This window comes from Arthrobacter sp. 05L428 (assembly GCF_056397665.1).
In genome coordinates, this window is record NZ_JBFTNW010000001.1 from 1,066,320 (window position 1) to 1,084,515 (window position 18,196).

Genomic DNA, 18,196 nt, shown 5'->3' on the forward strand with positions numbered 1-18,196 from the left:
CAACACACGGCACAAGCACGTCAGATGAGGTGACTCCGATGGCACCGGTTACAGCGGCAACAGCTGACACGCCGCTGGCAGCAGGCGCCGGAGATCCGGACCCGGTCCGAACCACCAGCAGCCACCTCATCTACTTTTCCTCCACCTCCGAGAACACCAAACGCTTCGTTGCGAAGCTGGGTGTCGACGCCGCCCGCATCCCCCTCCACGCGAGGGAACCGGGGCTGGTGGCGACCGAGCCCTACGTGCTGGTGCTTCCCACCTACGGGGGGACCGGGGGAGAAGGATCGGTTCCGAAGCAGGTCATCCGCTTTCTGAACGATCCGAGGAACCGGCAACAGCTCCGTGGAGTGATCGGGGCGGGCAACACGAACTTTGGGGACAACTACTGCATGGCCGGGGACATCGTCGCCGCCAAGTGCCAGGTCCCGCACCTATATCGTTTCGAACTCATGGGGACGCCGGAAGACGTCAGCCGAGTACAACAAGGATTGGAAGAATTTTGGACACGACTGTCGCAGACACCGAAGTGACCGGGGACTCCCACGGCACCGCCGGTAAGGCCAGCAATACCGCCGTCGAGAAGCACACCGTAGCTGGCGAGAAGCCGGCCATGCCGGCCGCCTACCAGGGCCTGGGCTACCACGAGCTCAACGCCATGCTGAACCTCTACGGCCCCAACGGCGAGATCCAGTTCGAGGCCGACCGCGAGGCTGCCCACCAGTACTTCCTGCAGCACGTGAACAACAACACCGTGTTCTTCCACGACCTCGAGGAAAAGCTCGACTACCTCGTCAAGAACGAGTACTACGAGCGGGAAACCCTCGACCAGTACACGATGAACTTCATCCGCGAGCTCTTCAACCGCGCCTACAAGAAGAAGTTCCGCTTCGAGACCTTCCTTGGCGCGTTCAAGTTCTATACCTCCTACACGCTCAAGACGTTCGATGGAAAGCGCTTCCTGGAGCGCTACGAGGACCGCGTCTGCATGGTGGCCCTGCACCTGGCCCGCGGCGACGAGAAGCTTGCCCTGCAGATGGTGGACGAGATCATCGAAGGCCGCTTCCAGCCGGCCACCCCCACGTTCCTGAACGCGGGCAAGAAGCAGCGCGGCGAGCTGGTCTCCTGCTTCCTGCTCCGCATCGAAGACAACATGGAGTCGATCGGCCGGTCCATCAACTCCGCGCTGCAGCTCTCCAAGCGCGGCGGCGGCGTCGCGTTCGCACTGACCAACATCCGCGAGGTCGGCGCGCCGATCAAGCAGATCGAGAACCAGTCCTCCGGCGTCATCCCCGTGATGAAGCTCCTCGAGGACAGCTTCTCCTACGCCAACCAGCTCGGTGCCCGCCAGGGTGCCGGCGCGGTGTACCTGCACGCCCACCACCCGGACATCTACCGCTTCCTGGACACCAAGCGCGAGAACGCGGACGAGAAAATCCGCATCAAGACCCTCTCCCTGGGTGTCGTCATCCCGGACATCACCTTCGAGCTGGCCAAGAAGGACGAGGACATGTACCTGTTCTCGCCGTACGACGTCGAAAAGGTCTACGGCATGCCGTTCTCCGACGTCTCGGTCACCGAGAAGTACTACGAGATGGTGGACGATTCCCGGATCAAGAAGACCAAGATCAAGGCCCGCGAGTTCTTCCAGACCCTCGCCGAGATCCAGTTCGAATCCGGCTACCCGTACATCATGTTCGAGGACACCGTGAACCGGGAAAACCCGATCGACGGCAAGATCATCATGTCCAACCTGTGCTCGGAGATCCTCCAGGTCTCCCAGCCGACGACGTACCACGATGACCTGTCCTACGACCAGACCGGCAAGGACATCTCCTGCAACCTGGGTTCGATGAACATCGCCAAGGCCATGGACTCGCCGGACTTCGGCCTGACCATCGAGACGGCCATCCGCTCGCTCTCGGCAGTCTCGGACATGTCTAACATCACCTCGGTGCCCTCGATTGCCCGCGGCAACGACCAGAGCCACGCGATCGGCCTCGGCCAGATGAACCTGCACGGCTACCTGGCCCGCGAGCGGGTCCACTACGGGTCCGAAGAGGGCCTGGACTTCACCAACATCTACTTCTACTCGGTTGTCTACCACGCTGTCCGGGCCTCGAACCTGCTGGCCATCCAGACCGGCCAGACCTTCGGCGGCTTCGAGAAGTCCAAGTACGCGTCCGGGGAGTTCTTCGACAAGTACACGGACCGGGAATGGGTCCCGCAGACGGCGAAGGTCGCCGAGCTGTTCGCGCACATCCACATCCCCACCCAGGATGACTGGCGCGAGCTGAAGGCTTCCGTCATGGAGCACGGCATCTACAACCAGAACCTGCAGGCCGTCCCGCCGACCGGCTCGATCTCCTACATCAACAACTCCACCTCCTCGATCCACCCGGTGGCGTCCAAGATCGAAATCCGCAAGGAAGGCAAGCTGGGCCGCGTGTACTACCCGGCGCCGTACCTGACCAACGACAACCTGGAGTACTACCAGGATGCGTACGAGATCGGCTACGAGAAGGTCATCGACACCTACGCCGCCGCCACGCAGCACGTGGACCAGGGCCTGTCCCTGACGCTGTTCTTCAAGGACACCGCCACCACGCGCGACATTAACAAGGCCCAGATCTACGCCTGGAAGAAGGGCATCAAGACCATCTACTACATCCGTCTCCGCCAGCTCGCGCTGGAAGGGACCGAGGTAGACGGCTGCGTCAGCTGCATGCTGTAACCAAATATCGGTTGAAAACTGCTAGGTACGACGGCGGGCGCCCGCCCGCCCGCCGTCGTCCGCAAGACTTAAAAGCTTGAGGGGCCATGCTGTAACACGGCCCCTCAAAAAGTCCCGGATACGAGACTGTTCCAATTTCTACCTTGGACTGTTGAGTTTACAGGAGTTGTCGGTCGTCTGTCGACGACCCTCCTCCCGGGCATCAGCCCTGGAAGGAGTTGGTAGTTATGGCCACCGTACGACGTACGATTCGCCGCACTATCCGCATCACGATTCGCCCCATGTAGGGCTGACCGTGGTCCACTCGCTAGCTCAACAGAGAGGAGGAGTCTCCAATGGCTAATGGTTCATACCGCAGCGCCAAGACCGGTCGTTATGTAACGCCGAAGTACGGAAAGTCGCATCCGTCGACGACCGTAAAAGAGTCGAAGTAGGGCGGGATTAGTCTCCGTCCCAAGTGATTGACATCGCAAAACCTATGAGTGGGTCCACAGAAGTGGGCCCACTCATGGGCGTATCTGCATACTTCGGGATTGCTTGAAAGTTAGACGTGAACACGACCACTGAATCGGGGAGTCGGTGAGAACATGGCGTCAAAGCGACTAGGATTGGAAGTTGAATGCTGGACGTTTTCCGGCGTGCTGAAGATCAGTCGGAGGGAACCCTATGACCGAGAAGGTCAAGCTGCTTAGCCACGTTGAAGCCATTAACTGGAACCGCATCCAGGACGACAAGGACGTGGACGTCTGGAACCGCCTGGTCAACAACTTCTGGCTGCCGGAGAAGATCCCGCTGTCCAACGACGTGCAGTCGTGGGCGACGCTGACCCCGGACGAGCAGCAGCTCACCATGCGTGTGTTCACCGGTCTTACCCTGCTGGACACCATCCAGGGCACCGTCGGCGCCGTCTCGCTGATTCCGGACGCGATCACCCCGCATGAAGAGGCCGTCTACACGAACATCGCCTTCATGGAGTCGGTGCACGCGAAGAGCTACTCCTCCATCTTCTCCACGCTGGCCTCCACCAAGGAGATCGACGAGGCGTTCCGCTGGTCCACCGAAAATGTGAACCTGCAGAAGAAGGCCCAGATCGTCATGGACTACTACCAGGGCGACGACCCGTTGAAGCGCAAGGTGGCCTCGACGCTGCTGGAGAGCTTCCTGTTCTACTCGGGCTTCTACCTGCCGATGTACTGGTCCTCCCGGGCCAAACTCACGAACACGGCCGACCTGATCCGCCTGATCATCCGCGATGAGGCCGTGCACGGCTACTACATCGGCTACAAGTTCCAGAAGGGCCTGGAAGGCCTGTCCGAGGAGCGCAAGCAGGAGATCAAGGACTACACCTTCGAGCTGCTCTTTGAGCTGTACGAGAACGAAGTCCAGTACACGCACGATCTCTACGACTCCGTCGGCCTGGCCGAGGACGTCAAGAAGTTCCTGCACTACAACGCCAACAAGGCGCTGATGAACCTGGGCTACGAGGCCATGTTCCCGGCCTCCGTCACCGACGTGAACCCGGCGATCCTGTCGGCCCTGTCACCCAACGCGGACGAGAACCACGACTTCTTCTCCGGGTCGGGGTCGTCGTATGTGATCGGCAAGGCTGTTAACACTGAGGATGATGACTGGGACTTCTAGGTTCCTCAGTCAGCACCCAATATTGGAACGGCCCCGCACGCAGACGCGTGCGGGGCCGTTCTGACACCTCAGAAGTCTCCTTCCATATTGCAGGCGGCCGAAATGGCGATGTCCCGTGAATTTGCGTCCGGGAGTGCTAGCTATCGGGAAGGAAGTGCCGCTAGAAACCGCGGCCAGGAAGGGCTCGGCCGAGCTACCGGTCTGGCAACGAACTAAACAGGACATCAATGTCTGCATGGCTGTCATCAACGGTGTGGGATCTGTAATCCCCGCCATCGTCTGGACCAGCGGAGTCTAGCTCTGCCCGTTCGACTTCGCCCCACAAGTCGTCCAAGAATCCGTCATCGCCCAGACCGAACTCGTAGAGGACTTCATCCCAGCTTTCGACAGTCGAGCGGGCTTCGTGCAATTCTTCGTCGGAAAGGATTCGTTGAACCTCTTCGCGGATAAACTTCTCTATCGCAACGATCAGCTGATCCATGCTAAAGCTTTCCTTCACGGAAGGATCAAATTTATCTGGCTCCTCTTCTACATGGTTCATAAGACTGTGCTGAGCCATGAAGTCGTCGGGAGTACAAGCGCCGGGACTCATGATGAAGCTTGTTCCTGCGGACACAATGCTGTCGCAGACATCTAGGGGCGTCGCCGATTTCCCGCTGAGGAGCATGCGCAAGAGGCCGAACGTAGCGGACCGATCACCCTGCCCACGTTCCCAGCGGTCGACGACTGTGGCTCCGAGCCTAGAATAATCGGCGGCTTCCATGCTGCCGTCTGTTACATGCGAGCTCATCCGGATGAAATTCGCGACTACGCTCTCAAAGGGTGTATTGCTGTCGTCAACCAAGCCATGCGCCATTATTGATTTGAGGAATTGACTCAAGTGGAACTCGAGTGCACGCTGCAGATTGGGGTTTGCGAGCTTGGCGGCATCTCGATGGGGCGTCAGCTTGGTCTCCCCAATTCGGAATCCGTACTTTGAGAGAATCTCATCGCGTGATTCTTCGTTTGCATGATTCCAGAGAAGAACTAATTGAGAATAGGTTGGTTTTGCAAGTACCAAGTTTTGGAGCACGCGTGGTTGAGCGAGAATGTGCTGGATCACGGCATCTTCAACACCTGGGTTGTAGAGCCGAATTTGGGTTGATGTTCCCGAGCCCGTCACTGTGACCGTTGTTCCCTCAAGCCCTCGAATAATGCTGGAGACAGACTGCTGCCAGTCGCTGGAAGCGTTTGATAGGCGAAAGCAGAAAGCTTCCAACGCTATGAGGTCAGATTTGCCGTCCTGAAGAGCAAGTAGGGCGAGCACCGTTCTTTGTTCCAAAGACAATTGGGAAGTCATCACGTTGCGCCAAAGTTCCGTAGGATTATCGACGGCTGCGACTAGGAAGCCTGGAAGGTCATCTGGGCTGGTAGCTTGCTTTAAAGCCATGTCTATGGCGGTTTGAACCACGCGTGGGTTGTAATTCGCACTCGAGGCGATCTCTCGGTACTTCTTCGACTTGACTACCGATTCAAGGTGATCCGTAGATAGTCCGGAAAAATACAGGTGGTTGTAAAGGATATGAGCCCGATGGTGTTGGGAGTATGCGGAGATGTCAAGTATAAGTTTAGAAATCTCAATGTCGGGGGAATCCAGTAGATCATAATTCTGACGAGCTTGCTCGAAAATGTATTCCCTCGTTGTAAGTATGAATCGCTTCGTGGGGGACCTTTGAACGCGATGGATGAAGTTTAGTAAACGGCTATCCTCCTTCCGGCCCAATTTCTCAAGCGAAGAAGTGCGTCCTAAGAAGTCGTCATAGATAAATATTTGTTTTACGCCCTTTTTATAGAGGCGATCTGCTTCCTTGATATCTTCGCTTATGAGTACGGGTTCGAATCCGTCTGCGACATTCATCATAAGTACTATGTCTGCTAGTGTCGTCTTGCCGATTCCTGGGGCACCAGAAATTATGCACACGTGGTGTGCGTCCAAGGTTTCGAGCGTTTTCTCAACGCTTGAATTATTGACGAATACGATTGCCTTCTTTTGAAGGTCCTCTATGTAGCCTTCAGTGCGATTCAGGATGTCGTTGTTAATGACGCGATCTAGTACCGCGGTGCTATTTAGCCACAGTTTAAAATGGGTTCTCTCAACTTCCGGATACTGACGCAAGAGTTTTTGGAGATCTTCTTTTCCGAGGATATGGTCATCGCTCGCTATCAGACCGTCTGTTGCGAGCCTCAACTCCGTCTTTCGGTTTGGCGTCATCGGAACAGTGGTAGCAACAAGGTACTTCTTAGCACTGAGCTTCTTCGCTGAGGACAACTCAGAAGTAAGTTTGCTCTTAAGCTTAGAAAAACCGCTCTTCTCGTAGTGCTTACATTGCACTACCAGAGCCGGTGACGCAGCGGCATTGCTACCGATATAGCGGAGGTCGATTCCTCCGTCCCTGCCGGAAGTGAACGATTCGAGCGCTACTTTCAAATCTGCCTGGAGCAGGTCCTGAACTAGAAGTTCGAGGTCGTGCGACGACAAGGCGTCAAAGTTGCTCACAGTGTGGCCCTTCTGTATTCGGAGATTTCTATATCCCGTGAGTCGGCGAACCGCGGTGCCATGGATTCCATTTGCTCCATGACCAGCTTGATCGCTTCGGGCTGCTTGTCCGGCGGATAACCGAACCGCACCAGGAGCCTTTTGATCGAGGACCGCAGCTTGGCCCGGACGTCATCACGGACGGTCCAGTCCGTGCGAACGTCCCGCCGCATCACTGACACCAGTTCGCGGGCGATATCGGTTAGGACGCCCTCGCCCTGGACCTCGACCGCTGACTCATTTGAAGCCACAGCGTCGTAGAACGCCAGCTCGTCCGTATTCAGCGGGGGGGTGAACTGGGCACCGCGGTTGCCCTCGGCGGCAACCTCCCGGGCGAGCTCCACCAGCTCCGCGATAACTTGCGCCGACGTCAGCTGCTGGTTGGTGTACTTCTTCATCAGTTCGGTGATCCGCTCGGAGAAAGCGCGCTGGCGGATGACGTTGTTGCGGGTCGTCTTAGCCGACTCATCGGCGATGAGCTTTCGCAGCGCCTCGATGGCCAGCTGGGGGTTACGCGCCTGTTGCGTCTTGGCGATGAATTCCGGCGTCAGATCGTCCAGGGACGGCTTGGGCATGCCGGCGGCCTCGTAGATGTCCAGGACTTCGCCCGAAGACGTTGCGGTCGCGATCAGATTACCCAGCAGCCGCTGGATTTCCTCCGGTACCGGCTCGCCGCTGGCCTGCCGGTCGGCGGCGTCGTACTTCGCCATCCAAACGCGGATCTCCTCGTACACCTGAATCTCCGGGCGCAGCTCAGCAAGACTTTCAGAGCCGGAGCACAGGGCCCACGCGCGGGAAAGCTGGCTGGACAGCCTCCGGTACTTGGAGGCGAGGGTCTCCTCGCCTTCAGCCGGCTGGTTGCCCGGCGTGCCTGGGCTCCGCAGATAGCTCACGGCGCCCGTGACCGCATTTAGAAACGCCTTCGGCCCTCCCTTCATCAGCACGGACTTCCAGTCGTAGCCAGCGATCAAACCCCGCAGAGACTCCACCAGCCCGAGGGCAGCACCTACCGCCTCGTCAATGTTCTTGCCCACCGGCTTGTTCGTCCGGTCGGACTGCGTGTATTCGCCGAGCGCCTTGGACAGGTTCTCCGCCAGCGGGGCGTACGCGACCAGGAGCCCGTCCTCTTTGCCGCGGAAGGTGCGGTTCACCCGGGCCAGTGTCTGCATCAGTAGCGCGCCCTTGAGTGGCCGGTCCAGGTACAGGGTGTGCAACGGTGGGGAATCGTAGCCGGTGAGCATCATGTCCTTGACGATCACCAGCTCCAGCTCGTCATCCACGTCCTTGAGCCGTTCTTTTACAGTCGCATTCAGGGAGTCTCGGCGCACGTGCTCGGAGATCGGCGGCACGTCGGACGCGGTGCCGGAGTAGACCACCTTGATCTTGCCCTTGGCCAGGTCATCGGAGTGCCAATCGGGCCGCAGTTCCACGATCGCCGTGTACAGCTTTGCGCAGATCTCCCGCGTCCCGCCCACGATCATCGCCTTGCCCGGCGCTTCGATGAACTTGCCCATCCTGGCGCTGCGGTTCTCCCAGTGCGCCACCAGGTCAGCGGCCAGGGCCGCGATCCGTTGCGGCGCACCGTACACGGCATTCACGACGGCGACGCTGGCCTCGATGCGCGCCCGCTCGGTGTCATCCAGCCCCAGCGTGGCTTCATCGGCCGCCTGATCCAGGATCTCCTCCGTCACGTCCGAGGCCAGTCCCACCTTGATCAGCCGCGGTTCGAAGTACACCGGCACCGTGGCGCCGTCCTCCACCGCACGGGAGAGATCATAGATGTCGATGTACTCGCCGAACACGTCTTGGGTGTTGCGGTCATCGAACGAGATCGGCGTTCCCGTGAAGGCGATCAGCGTGGCATGGGGAAGGGCGTCGCGCAGGTGCCGGGCGTAACCGTCGAGGTCGTCATAGTGCGACCGGTGCGCCTCATCCACCACCACAATGATGTTGCGCCGGTTGGACAGCAGCGGGTGGTCCGCCCCGGCGTCCTTCTCCGACTTGCTGCGACCGAACTTCTGCAGGGTGGTGAAGTAGATGCCGCCCGTGGTGCGGTTACTCAGCTCCTCCCGGAGCTCGGTGCGCGTTTTGATCTGCTTGGGGTTTCCTGCCAGCAACAGGCTGCGATCGAAGCCCTCGAACAGCTGGCCGTCAAGTTCGTTACGATCGGTGATGACGACGACGGTGGGGTTCTTCAGCTTCGGGTGCCGTGCCACCAGGTTGGCGTACAGCTCCATCTCCATGGACTTGCCCGAACCCTGCGTGTGCCAGACGACGCCTGCCTTGCCGTTGCTCTCCACGGCCTGGACGGTGCTGCCCACGGCCTTGGTCACGGCGAAGTACTGGTGCGGCTTGGCAATGCGCTTGGTGAGCCCGTCCGAGCCTTCCTCAAACGCGGTGAAGTTGCGGGCCAGCTGTAGGAACCGTTCCTGGTTGTAAAGGCCTTGGAGCGACGTCTCCATCGCGGTCACAGCTTCGCCGTCTTCCATGTGGCCCGGTGCGACGGGCACGCCGTCGTCATCGACATTCCAGGGCGAGAAGTGGTTGAGGGGAGTGAAGGGCGTACCGTACTTGGCCTGGATCCCGTCCGAGGCGAGCGTGAACACACAGAAGCGGAACGCCATGGGGAACTCGCGCAGGTAGGTCTGCAGCTGGGCGTGCGCGGAAGCGACGTCGGCGGTGGCGCTGCCGGCCTTCTTCAGTTCGATGACGCTGACCGGCATGCCGTTGCAGTAGAGCACCACGTCGAAGCGGCGTTTATAGTCGCCCTGGACCAGGGTTACCTGGTTGACGGCGAGCCAGTCGTTCTGGTCAGGGTCCGAGCTGAGCAAGTGGATGGTGGGGTTGGCCTCGTTGCCATCCGAGTCGATGTAGCTGAGCCGGTAGCCGTCCACGAGGTAGTTGTGGATGCGGTGGTTTTCGGTGATGGCGTCGTTGGACTTGGGTGAGGAGATCTCGGCGAGGGCCTGCTGCAGGTACTGGGCGGGAACGGTGGGGTTGAACCGCTGCAAGGCAGCGAGGAGCCGGGGCCGGATCAGCATCTCGTCCCAGGAATCGCGCTCGCCCCTTCCTGGCGCGATGTCCTGGCCGGTAGCCGGCTGCCAGCCGAGCGGCTCGGCCAGGAGCTCAAGCGCCATACCTTCCCAATCGGCTTCGGAAAAGGCTACTGCTGGTGCTGCTGTCACGGTGGTTCCCCCTGATGGACCGGATGTGAATTCTGAAATGGTTGTGCAATCCTTCTCTGAGGTCGGAGATCGTGGCTCAGGCCAGCTCATCCGACCTCATACGCCCGCGTCCTCCAGCACCTTCTCAGCGTCCTTGACCCGCAGCTTGCCAGACATGAGCTGCGGCAGGAGGGCGTCACGGATGGATGCCAGCGAGTCCATCTCATACTCGAGCGAGTCGCGAAGCTGCAGCATTGGACGCGTCACGGAAGCGAAGTTCTCCTGGATGTCCCGCGAAACCAAGGGTGCTTGGAACGATGGAATTGCATCAGATGCTAGATGCAGGACTGTCGTGCCGCTCGTTCTGCTCCTGCAGTGCGCTCTGAAGCGCCCCTGCAACATCACGCCGAGCAGGAATTCGACTGGCGAGTCCTGTCTCGGACGAACGATGGCCAGATCCAAGCTTGCGACGAGCTTTTCGTAGCCAGTGGCTCCTGGGACGCGCACTGCTCGTCCGACCACTTCCGCCGCTTGGGTCAAGTCCGTTTGGGCGACGACCAATTCGCCAGGCGCGATCTGTTGAGCAGGCTTAAATGGTCCAGCGTACTCCTTGAGTCCCCTGAGGGAGTATCCACCGTTTCTGTCGAATGATTTCAGTGTTACGAGGGCAGTCGACGAGTCGCAAAGGTCCGCGCTCCGATAGGACACGCCCTTCGTAATGGTCGCAAGCTCGCTGAACGGGACCATCTGGTCGGGCTGCCCGCAGAGAAAAGCGAAAGTCGTTTCAAGGAGCTCACCGACCTTTGCGATGCGTCGGGAATTTGCGGCGATCTTGTCGTCGAGTGCCCCCAGTACCTCTGTAATCGCCTCCTGTTCTGAAATCTCTGGGAGGGTCACCTTGAGAGAGCGGATGTCGGCCAGGTTGATGTAGGCAGCCATGTCCGTGTTGTTCATCCGGTCGGCTGCCTGACTCCAGAACTCCGTGCTGCTAAACCAATAGCGCAGAAAACGGGATGTGATTACCTCGGCTTCCAAGACTCGGAAGAAGCACAGCTGCGGACTGTAGACCACTCTCTCGTCTATCTCCGGCAGTATGGCCGCACGGCCGACGGTCCCCTTAGTGGTCAGCAAAACGTCACCCGTTTGGCCAGCCTTTCCGCCGATCGCGGTGGCATATTCGTCCGAAACAAAGTCCGGACCGTGGAGCCGGACGACATCATCCATCACATCGGCAACACGAATAATTCGATAGCCAGGCTGTCCGTGTTCAGACCGTTTAGTGCGGTATCCGTCTCCAACCTGGAGCACGCCGGCCGACACGAGGTCCCCGATACTCACGACACGGTTGGGATTCACAAGACCCTCCCCAGTTGCTCGCGCACAACCTGTGCCAGCCGCTCCGACTCCTGGAACTGCGCAAACAGCTCCTGGGACAGCCGCGCGATCTTCTCCTCGATCGGCTCGCCGTCGTCCTCCACGTCAGCGGCACCAACGTACCGGCCCGGCGTCAGCGCGTAGTCCGCAGCCTTGACCTCCGCGAGGCTGGCCGAGTAGCAGAAGCCCGCTTCGTCGTCGTATGTCAGACCGGCCTCAACCGCCGAAGTGGTACCGCGCCAGGCGTGGTAGGTGTTGGCGATCTTCGCGATGTCTTCATCGGACAGGGCGCGCTCGGCACGGTCCACCATAAAGCCTAGGTTCCTCGCGTCGATGAACAGCACCTGGCCGGTGCGGTCCACGGCGCCGTTCTTGCCGGCGGTTTTTTCTTTGGCGAAGAACCAGGTGCAGACGGGGATGCCGGTACTGCGGAAGAGCTGGGTGGGCAGCGCCACCATGCAGGAGACGAGGTCCGCCTCGACGAGCTGGGCGCGGATCTCGCCCTCGCCGCCGGAGTTGGAGGACATGGAGCCGTTGGCCATGACCACGCCGGCGCTACCGCCGGGCGCGAGCTTGGAGATGATGTGCTGGATCCAGGCGTAGTTGGCGTTGCCGGCCGGGGGGACACCGTACTTCCAGCGGGGGTCGGATTCGGAGCGGGCCCAGTCCTTGATGTTGAAGGGCGGGTTGGCCATGATGAAGTCCGCGCCGTTGTTGCCGGTCAGCTCCGGGTGCTGGTCCCGGGCGAAGGTGTCGCCCCAGCGGGAGGCGAGGTTGGCGTTGAGGCCGTGGATGGCGAGGTTCATCTTGGCCATCCGCCAGGTGCGCTCGTTGAGCTCCTGGCCGTAGACGGAGATGTCCGAGCCCTCCATGTTGTGGGCCGCCAGGAACTTCTCGGCCTGGACGAACATGCCGCCGGAGCCGCAGCAGGGGTCGTAGACGCGGCCGCGATGGGGTTCGAGAACCTCCACCAGGACACGGACCACGCCGGCCGGGGTGTAGAACTCGCCGCCGCGCTTGCCCTCGGCCTTGGCGAACTTCTCCAGGAAGTACTCGTAGACCTCGCCGAGGAGGTCGCGGGCCTTGCTGGCGCCCTGGCCGGTGAAACGGGCGGAGTTGAACAGGTCCAACAGCTCGCCGAGGCGGCGCTGGTCCACGTTGTCGCGGTTGTAGATGCGGGGGAGCGTGGCGGCCAAGCTTGGGTTGCTGCCCATGACCATGTCCACGGCTTCATCGATAAGGAGGCCAATGGACTTGGCGGGTTCGCCCATCGCGGCCGGGAGGCCCTTGGCGTTGTCGGCCAAGTAGGGCCAGCGCGCCCGCGGCGAGACCCAGAAAACGCCGTGGCCAGTGTACTCGTCCACGTCGTCGATCAGCTGGGCGATCTGATCCTCGTTGAGCCCGTCGGCCTCCAGCTCGGCCTGAATCTGACCTCGGCGCTCCTCGAAGGCGTCGGACACGTACTTCAGGAACACCAGCCCCAGGATGACGTCCTTGTATTGAGAGGCGTCCATGGAACCGCGCAGCTTGTCCGCCGCCTTCCAAAGAGTGTCCTTGAGTTCCTTCATTGTGGACGGGGCGAGGTCCACTTTCAATTTCGGGGGCATTAGTGAGTTCCTTCGGTCTGTGGATCGGCTAGCTTGGTAATTGGGTCTGTCAGGGTGAGGATTCCGCCTGCCACGCCGTCCGTAATCAGGCTAGCTAGTTCTTCGAGTTGCTTGAGGCGCATGCGGGCTTGCTGCTGCTCGTGTTGCAGACCGGCGAGCGATTCACTCAGCTTCTTGCGCTGGGTCTCCAGGATGGGGCGCAGAGGCCACTGACGCCAAGTCTTGTCCGCCGCCGGGAGGTTGTTGATGTTCGCGGCGACGACGTCAGGCGCCAGGCCGCCGGGATCGCCGATGTCGATCCGGAGCACTCTGCCAGGGAATACGACGGCGGAGCCGCCTTCTACATCCACCATCGCAGCGGGCCGGGGGCTGGTGCAGAAGACGACGTCGCCAGGCAAGGTGAGGCGCCCGGAGGGATTGCTGGCGGCGAAATCCAAAAGGCTGATATGCCTGGGCCGCGCGGTGTGTGGGTCGAGTAGATCCTCCGGGCCCAGGACTCGAGTCCCGTCGCCTGGCGCCAGATCCGCATCGACAAGTCGGTTCCCTTTGATGTATTTGAGGTGGCCGGCGGCTATGAGTTCGTGGACGAAAGCAGGCTGAGCCATCTTATTCGGATCTCGTGGGATCACTGCCACCTCACCGGATGGTTCAGATCGGTGGGTTCGCAGGAGGCGCACAAGCTCCTCCACACGAAGCGCAGCCTCTGCGCCGCTAGAACTCCTGGCCGAACCGCGGGATTGCGCTGCGACCAAGGACGTGCTGCTGGCCAGCAGGCGACGGGTCTGAACCATCCGGGCGAAGCGGAAGGAGTGGGCACGGATGGTGGCGCGGTCGCCCATCGACGCGACAATATCGCTGATGAGGTCCTGACCGACACCTTCGGCGAGGTTTCGGGTGCTGAGGTCCGCCACCATGGTCCAACGCTCGGCAATCGGCACCTCAGCGAACGACGGTCCCAGCACCCACAGCGCCTGGGCCTCACGAGGCTTGGAACGCAGCAGTCCCTGCGGCAGCCTCACGATGGCACGCACCCGGCCGGTGCGCAGAAGTCCGGACCTGAGGCCTGCGGTCGCGGCGGCCAGCGGCACATCGCAGAGGACCCGTGCCGGCGCGATGATGACAGCCCGCTGCTGATCGTCCATCTGCAGGACAAGGTGTTCCACAGCCGAGAGAACCTGCGCTGCGTCCATGCCCGGTTGGCCGGGGGACGGGTACTGCGCTACGTGGACTACAGGTCCACGGACGGCGAACTCGCCACTCGCATCGACACGGATCTGTCCGCCGTCCACACCGTGGACGCGCAGGCGGCGACGCACCAGGCGGCCGGCGCTGCCGTCGTCGTCCGCTGTCAGAAAGGTGACGGGAGCACCTTCGCCGGCAGCGTTCACGACGCCTATCAGAAGGTCGCTGCCGCCGCGGGTGGAGTCGGCAAACGCGGAGTTCCCGCCGAGCGTCGCGGCCAGTTCGACGGCAGCAGCAGCAATCAGCCCCGTGGCAGAGTCGGTGAGGGCAGTATCCGCGTGCTCCCGCAGCCCCGCCCGGAACCGGGCGGCCAGCAATTGCTCGAAGGCAGCGGCCGCGTTGTAGGCGCTGTCCACCAGCCGGTCTGCGAACGCCGCCGTGGAAGCAAGCGACGTGCCTGCGGCTTCCAGGTCTGAATACAGGAACAGGTCATCGGGATCGCACTCGTCCGCGATGTCCAGCAGTTCAGCAGGGCTCAGCTGCGCCAGCGCCTTGCCGGTCAGTGTCTTGAGCGTCAGCAGTGCTGTGAGGGTGTCGAACGTGTTGCCCGGGGCGCTGCCGTCAGTGCCGCCGGGCAACCGGGCGAAAGAGGCGACGTCATTAGCGGCCTCTGGATTATTGCCCCGTCCAGTGACGGTCAGCCAAGCGGCGATGTGGTCGGCGTCGAATAGTTCCCGCCCGCCGTCGAGCGCCGCAGGCTTCGGAAACGGGTGGGCAGACGCGGCGCTGCGTTTGCGCCACATAGAAACGACGGGGCGCTGGACCTGCGTGAGGGCAGCAACGTCCGAAAGGCTCATGCGCAGGGCTTCTGCTTCGTTCATTTTGCGCCTCCTTACGACGTCGACCCTCAGCCTAGCCGTAGTGCGGCGGTTTTTCTTATGGCGTGCTGATAACGGGGGTTATCAGTATTCCTCGGCCTCAAATGTGCTGGGGGCCATAGCTTCGCTTCTGCAGCTACGAAGGAATCCTCCGGAGCTGCGACGGCGGCGGCGGGGAACCACGCATTGGGGGATCGGTATCCCGCCGCCGCTCAGCAGCCATCCGTGAACAGAGGAAGAGAACATGTCCAACTTCGAGACCGAGCCGGCACCGGCCGCGCACATCAAAGACGTTATGAACGAAGCAAGGCCCCCCTCCGATGGGGCAGAGCCCTCAACGGTCAGGGTCAAGCCCGGACGGAAGAAGCGGATCTTCACCGCAGTCGCAGTCCTGGCCCTGCTGGCCGGCGCGGCCGCCGTCGGCCCCACGTTGCCGGACCCGAAGTCCAGCGAAGCCTATGTTGCTTTGGCTGGGGAGAAGGCGTCCGTGGACTCTGAGCGCGACGCTGCCAAGTCCAGCTACGAGTCGATGAAAGCGAAGTACGACACACTGCAGAATGGCATCGCGGACCGCGAAGCCAAGGTTACTGCCCGGGAGACCGAGGTCGGGAAGGCTAATGCCGCGGTCAAGACTGCCGAAGCCGCGGTCAAGAAGCGCGAAGAGGCAGTAACTGGCGCCGAGAAGACGAAGGCGGCCAACACCATCGGCGATGGCACGTGGACCGTCGGTACGGACATTGAACCGGGAACGTATCGGGCGGCGGCAGACGTGGGCGCCTCGTGCTACTGGGGCATCTATGCCACCGGGAGCAACGGCAGCAACATCATCGACAACGATCTCCCCGGCGGCGGCCGGCCCTCAGTTGCCCTGTCCGGAGGCCAGGACTTCAAGTCCAGCCGCTGCGGCACATGGGAAAAGCAGTAGCAACCCCACGCACTCACACCATTCATTCACCTGTAGAGAGGCACCACATGTCCCACGAGAATTACTCCCAGCCCTTCCCCGCTGCGATGGCAGCACCTGAGCCCCGGCCGTTCTTCAAAAAGAAGCGCTTCCTCATCCCCATCGGCGTCCTGGTGCTGGGCATCGCCCTGGGCTCCTGTGCCGGCGGCGCCAAACAGGCTGGTGACGTGAGCCCGGTGGCGGTGGCGTCTTCTTCCGCTGCTGCTGTTGCAGCCGCTCCCGCCGCTACTGCTCCGGCGGTTGCCGCTCCGGCGCCGGAACCGACGGTTGCGGCCGGACCCGCCGTCGGGAAACCTTTCAGCGTCAAGATGGGCAACGGCGACACCGCGAGGATCACTATTGTCTCCGCCGTACGAACTGACGCGGTCACGACCACAGCTTTCGCGACGCCCGCCAAAAACGGGAGCTATCTGCTTCTCGATGTGTTGTGGGAGACCGAAGCAGGGAAGACGAGCTCGAATCCGCTCTACTTCTCGGCCAAGGACGCTAATGGGCGCAAAGCCGATTTGAACCTCTTCGCGGACGACCAGCTTGGCTCCGGCGACGTTCTGCCGGGTGACAAGACTCGAGGATTCATTGCCTTCGACATTGCGCCCGGTGCTTCGACCGTGATGATCTCCACCCCGTTGATGCAGGAAGCCGCACGGATCCAGATTCCGGGGTAGGGCGCCTAAGGAGCCGTGTCCGGGATGCCCGGCTCCCTCGCGACGCTTACAGTTCAAATGTTCACTTTCGCGTTATCTATTGGGGATTCCTTGAGCATCAGCAAAGAGCACTTTTCGGCGTATAGGCAGATGCCCGTCGCAGAAGCCGGAAGCATGGTGGCCCCCGGCGCCGGGGCCGTCACTGCGGCACAGATCTATCAGTTTCGTGGCGGGGCTGCTTCCTGGTTCGGCACCCAGATCCTCGGCGTCCTGATTACGATCTGCACCATTGGGATTTGCTACCCGTTCGCCTTGGTCCTCGTTGAGCGATGGCGGGCGAAGAACACCTACCTCCAGGGCCGGCAGCTTCAGTTCGTCGGCACCGGGTGGGGCATCTTCGGGCTGTGGATCAAATGGGCGCTCCTGAGCATCATCACGCTTGGCATCTACACCTTCTGGGTCTACCCGAGGCTGATGCAGTGGAAGGTCGAAAAGACCGTCTTCGCGTAGTCAGAAACGGCCCTGCATCCTTCGGGGTGCAGGGCATTTTCTTGCGCAGGCACCGGAATCTTGCGATGGTGGGAAACTGCTCCTTTGGCCCTAGCCCGGTTGCCCGGAAGGGCGCGGCTCTTACCTTCGACGATCATTTCTATTGCTGCTGTTAGAGTCCGGATATGACATATGAATTCAGTTCTGAAGCAGCAACACTGACAGAGAAATGCCGGTCATTGTTCGGCGATGAGTCGCGTTGGATTACGGCGGCAGGCTATCCGCACAGCCTGGCTCTTTCCATTATCGATTCCATCTTCTCGACGGGTTCGCACTACCAAAGTGTCACCAACGTCGTGAGCGAGTATCGGGCGTACCGGCTCGGTCAAGGTGGTGACGCTGATCAGGACGGCACAAAAGAATTGCTGGCTACTTTCGAGGAAGTCGGGGGAAGTGCTGGCTGGGCAGATCTTGTGAACAACCACAAGCCGGCTCATACCAGGCCAAACGCTCTGCTGAAAGCCGAGGTCGTCAAGCGAGCCGCTGAGGCGCTCCAGAACAAGCTGTACATCACGACTCGGGAAGGCGTCCATTCCGCGTACTCCATGGACAATTCCCTGGCTGAGCTCAAGAAGGCTTGGCTGTGTTTGCCGAGCCAGTCCTCTGGTGTCACCTTCAACTACTTCCTTATTCTTTGCGGGCTCCAGTCCGTGAAGCCTGACCGAATGGTTATCCGCTTCGTGACAGAGCACGCAGGCTTGGAAGGCAAAGACATCACACCTATGCAGACGGCCGAGCTGATCGGACAAGTTGCAGAAAACTACCCAACGCAGCCGCGAAGGCTCGACCACGTGATCTGGCGCCATGTATCGGGTCGCGAAATCTTTAGGGCGGATGAGCTCAACTAAGGAGCGTTCAATAGGCGGCTGGGCAAGGGTGCCGCA

General features: G+C 60.8%; 12 protein-coding genes. 7 read left to right on the forward strand and 5 right to left on the reverse strand.

Annotation, left to right across the window (positions count from 1 at the left end; genetic code table 11):
- Window positions 1–38: 38 nt before the first annotated feature.
- The 3 genes from nrdI (at window position 39) to nrdF (ending at window position 4,375) form a co-directional block, all read left to right on the forward strand.
- A complete protein-coding gene (gene nrdI / locus AC1DH3_RS05000) occupies window positions 39–533 on the forward strand; it encodes a class Ib ribonucleoside-diphosphate reductase assembly flavoprotein NrdI (RefSeq protein WP_441417599.1) in 495 nt (164 codons plus the stop codon).
- Between the two features lie 80 nt (window positions 534–613).
- The gene (nrdE, locus tag AC1DH3_RS05005) at window positions 614–2,734 is read left to right on the forward strand and encodes a class 1b ribonucleoside-diphosphate reductase subunit alpha (protein WP_476908847.1); all 2,121 of its coding nucleotides are present in this window, start codon (window positions 614–616) and stop codon (window positions 2,732–2,734) included.
- A 666-nt stretch (window positions 2,735–3,400) separates the two neighbouring features.
- Window positions 3,401–4,375 carry a class 1b ribonucleoside-diphosphate reductase subunit beta gene (gene nrdF / locus AC1DH3_RS05010; RefSeq protein WP_024368367.1) on the forward strand — a complete coding sequence of 325 codons (975 nt, stop codon included), beginning with the start codon at window positions 3,401–3,403 and terminating at the stop codon, window positions 4,373–4,375.
- A gap of 193 nt (window positions 4,376–4,568) precedes the next feature.
- On the opposite strand, the gene AC1DH3_RS05015 is transcribed toward nrdF, so the two are convergent.
- The 5 genes from AC1DH3_RS05015 to AC1DH3_RS05035 form a co-directional block, all read right to left on the reverse strand.
- Window positions 4,569–6,911: an nSTAND3 domain-containing NTPase gene (locus AC1DH3_RS05015; protein WP_476908723.1), complete on the reverse strand. Its 2,343-nt coding sequence runs from the start codon at window positions 6,909–6,911 to the stop codon at window positions 4,569–4,571.
- Entirely contained in the window at window positions 6,908–10,135 is a 3,228-nt protein-coding gene (locus AC1DH3_RS05020) for a type I restriction endonuclease subunit R (RefSeq protein WP_476908724.1), read from the reverse strand. Before AC1DH3_RS05020 ends, AC1DH3_RS05015 begins: the two co-directional genes overlap by 4 nt.
- Before the next feature lie 96 nt (window positions 10,136–10,231).
- A complete protein-coding gene (locus AC1DH3_RS05025) occupies window positions 10,232–11,470 on the reverse strand; it encodes a restriction endonuclease subunit S (RefSeq protein ID WP_476908725.1) in 1,239 nt (412 codons plus the stop codon).
- A complete protein-coding gene (locus AC1DH3_RS05030; protein ID WP_476908726.1) occupies window positions 11,467–13,095 on the reverse strand; it encodes a class I SAM-dependent DNA methyltransferase in 1,629 nt (542 codons plus the stop codon). Before AC1DH3_RS05030 ends, AC1DH3_RS05025 begins: the two co-directional genes overlap by 4 nt.
- A complete protein-coding gene (locus tag AC1DH3_RS05035; protein WP_476908727.1) occupies window positions 13,095–15,158 on the reverse strand; it encodes a hypothetical protein in 2,064 nt (687 codons plus the stop codon). Before AC1DH3_RS05035 ends, AC1DH3_RS05030 begins: the two co-directional genes overlap by 1 nt.
- Window positions 15,159–15,399: 241 nt before the next feature.
- On the opposite strand from AC1DH3_RS05035, the gene AC1DH3_RS05040 reads away from it, so the two are divergent.
- The 4 genes from AC1DH3_RS05040 to AC1DH3_RS05055 all read left to right on the forward strand — a co-directional run bounded on the left by AC1DH3_RS05040 (window position 15,400) and on the right by AC1DH3_RS05055 (window position 18,160).
- Window positions 15,400–16,080 carry a hypothetical protein gene (locus AC1DH3_RS05040; RefSeq protein ID WP_476908728.1) on the forward strand — a complete coding sequence of 227 codons (681 nt, stop codon included), beginning with the start codon at window positions 15,400–15,402 and terminating at the stop codon, window positions 16,078–16,080.
- 47 nt (window positions 16,081–16,127) lie between these two features.
- On the forward strand, window positions 16,128–16,784 hold the full coding sequence (locus AC1DH3_RS05045; RefSeq protein ID WP_476908729.1) for a DUF4352 domain-containing protein: 657 nt from the start codon (window positions 16,128–16,130) through the stop codon (window positions 16,782–16,784).
- A gap of 129 nt (window positions 16,785–16,913) precedes the next feature.
- Window positions 16,914–17,273 carry a DUF898 family protein gene (locus AC1DH3_RS05050; protein ID WP_476908730.1) on the forward strand — a complete coding sequence of 120 codons (360 nt, stop codon included), beginning with the start codon at window positions 16,914–16,916 and terminating at the stop codon, window positions 17,271–17,273.
- Window positions 17,274–17,437: 164 nt separating this feature from the next.
- On the forward strand, window positions 17,438–18,160 hold the full coding sequence (locus AC1DH3_RS05055) for a hypothetical protein (protein WP_476908731.1): 723 nt from the start codon (window positions 17,438–17,440) through the stop codon (window positions 18,158–18,160).
- Window positions 18,161–18,196 lie beyond the last annotated feature (36 nt).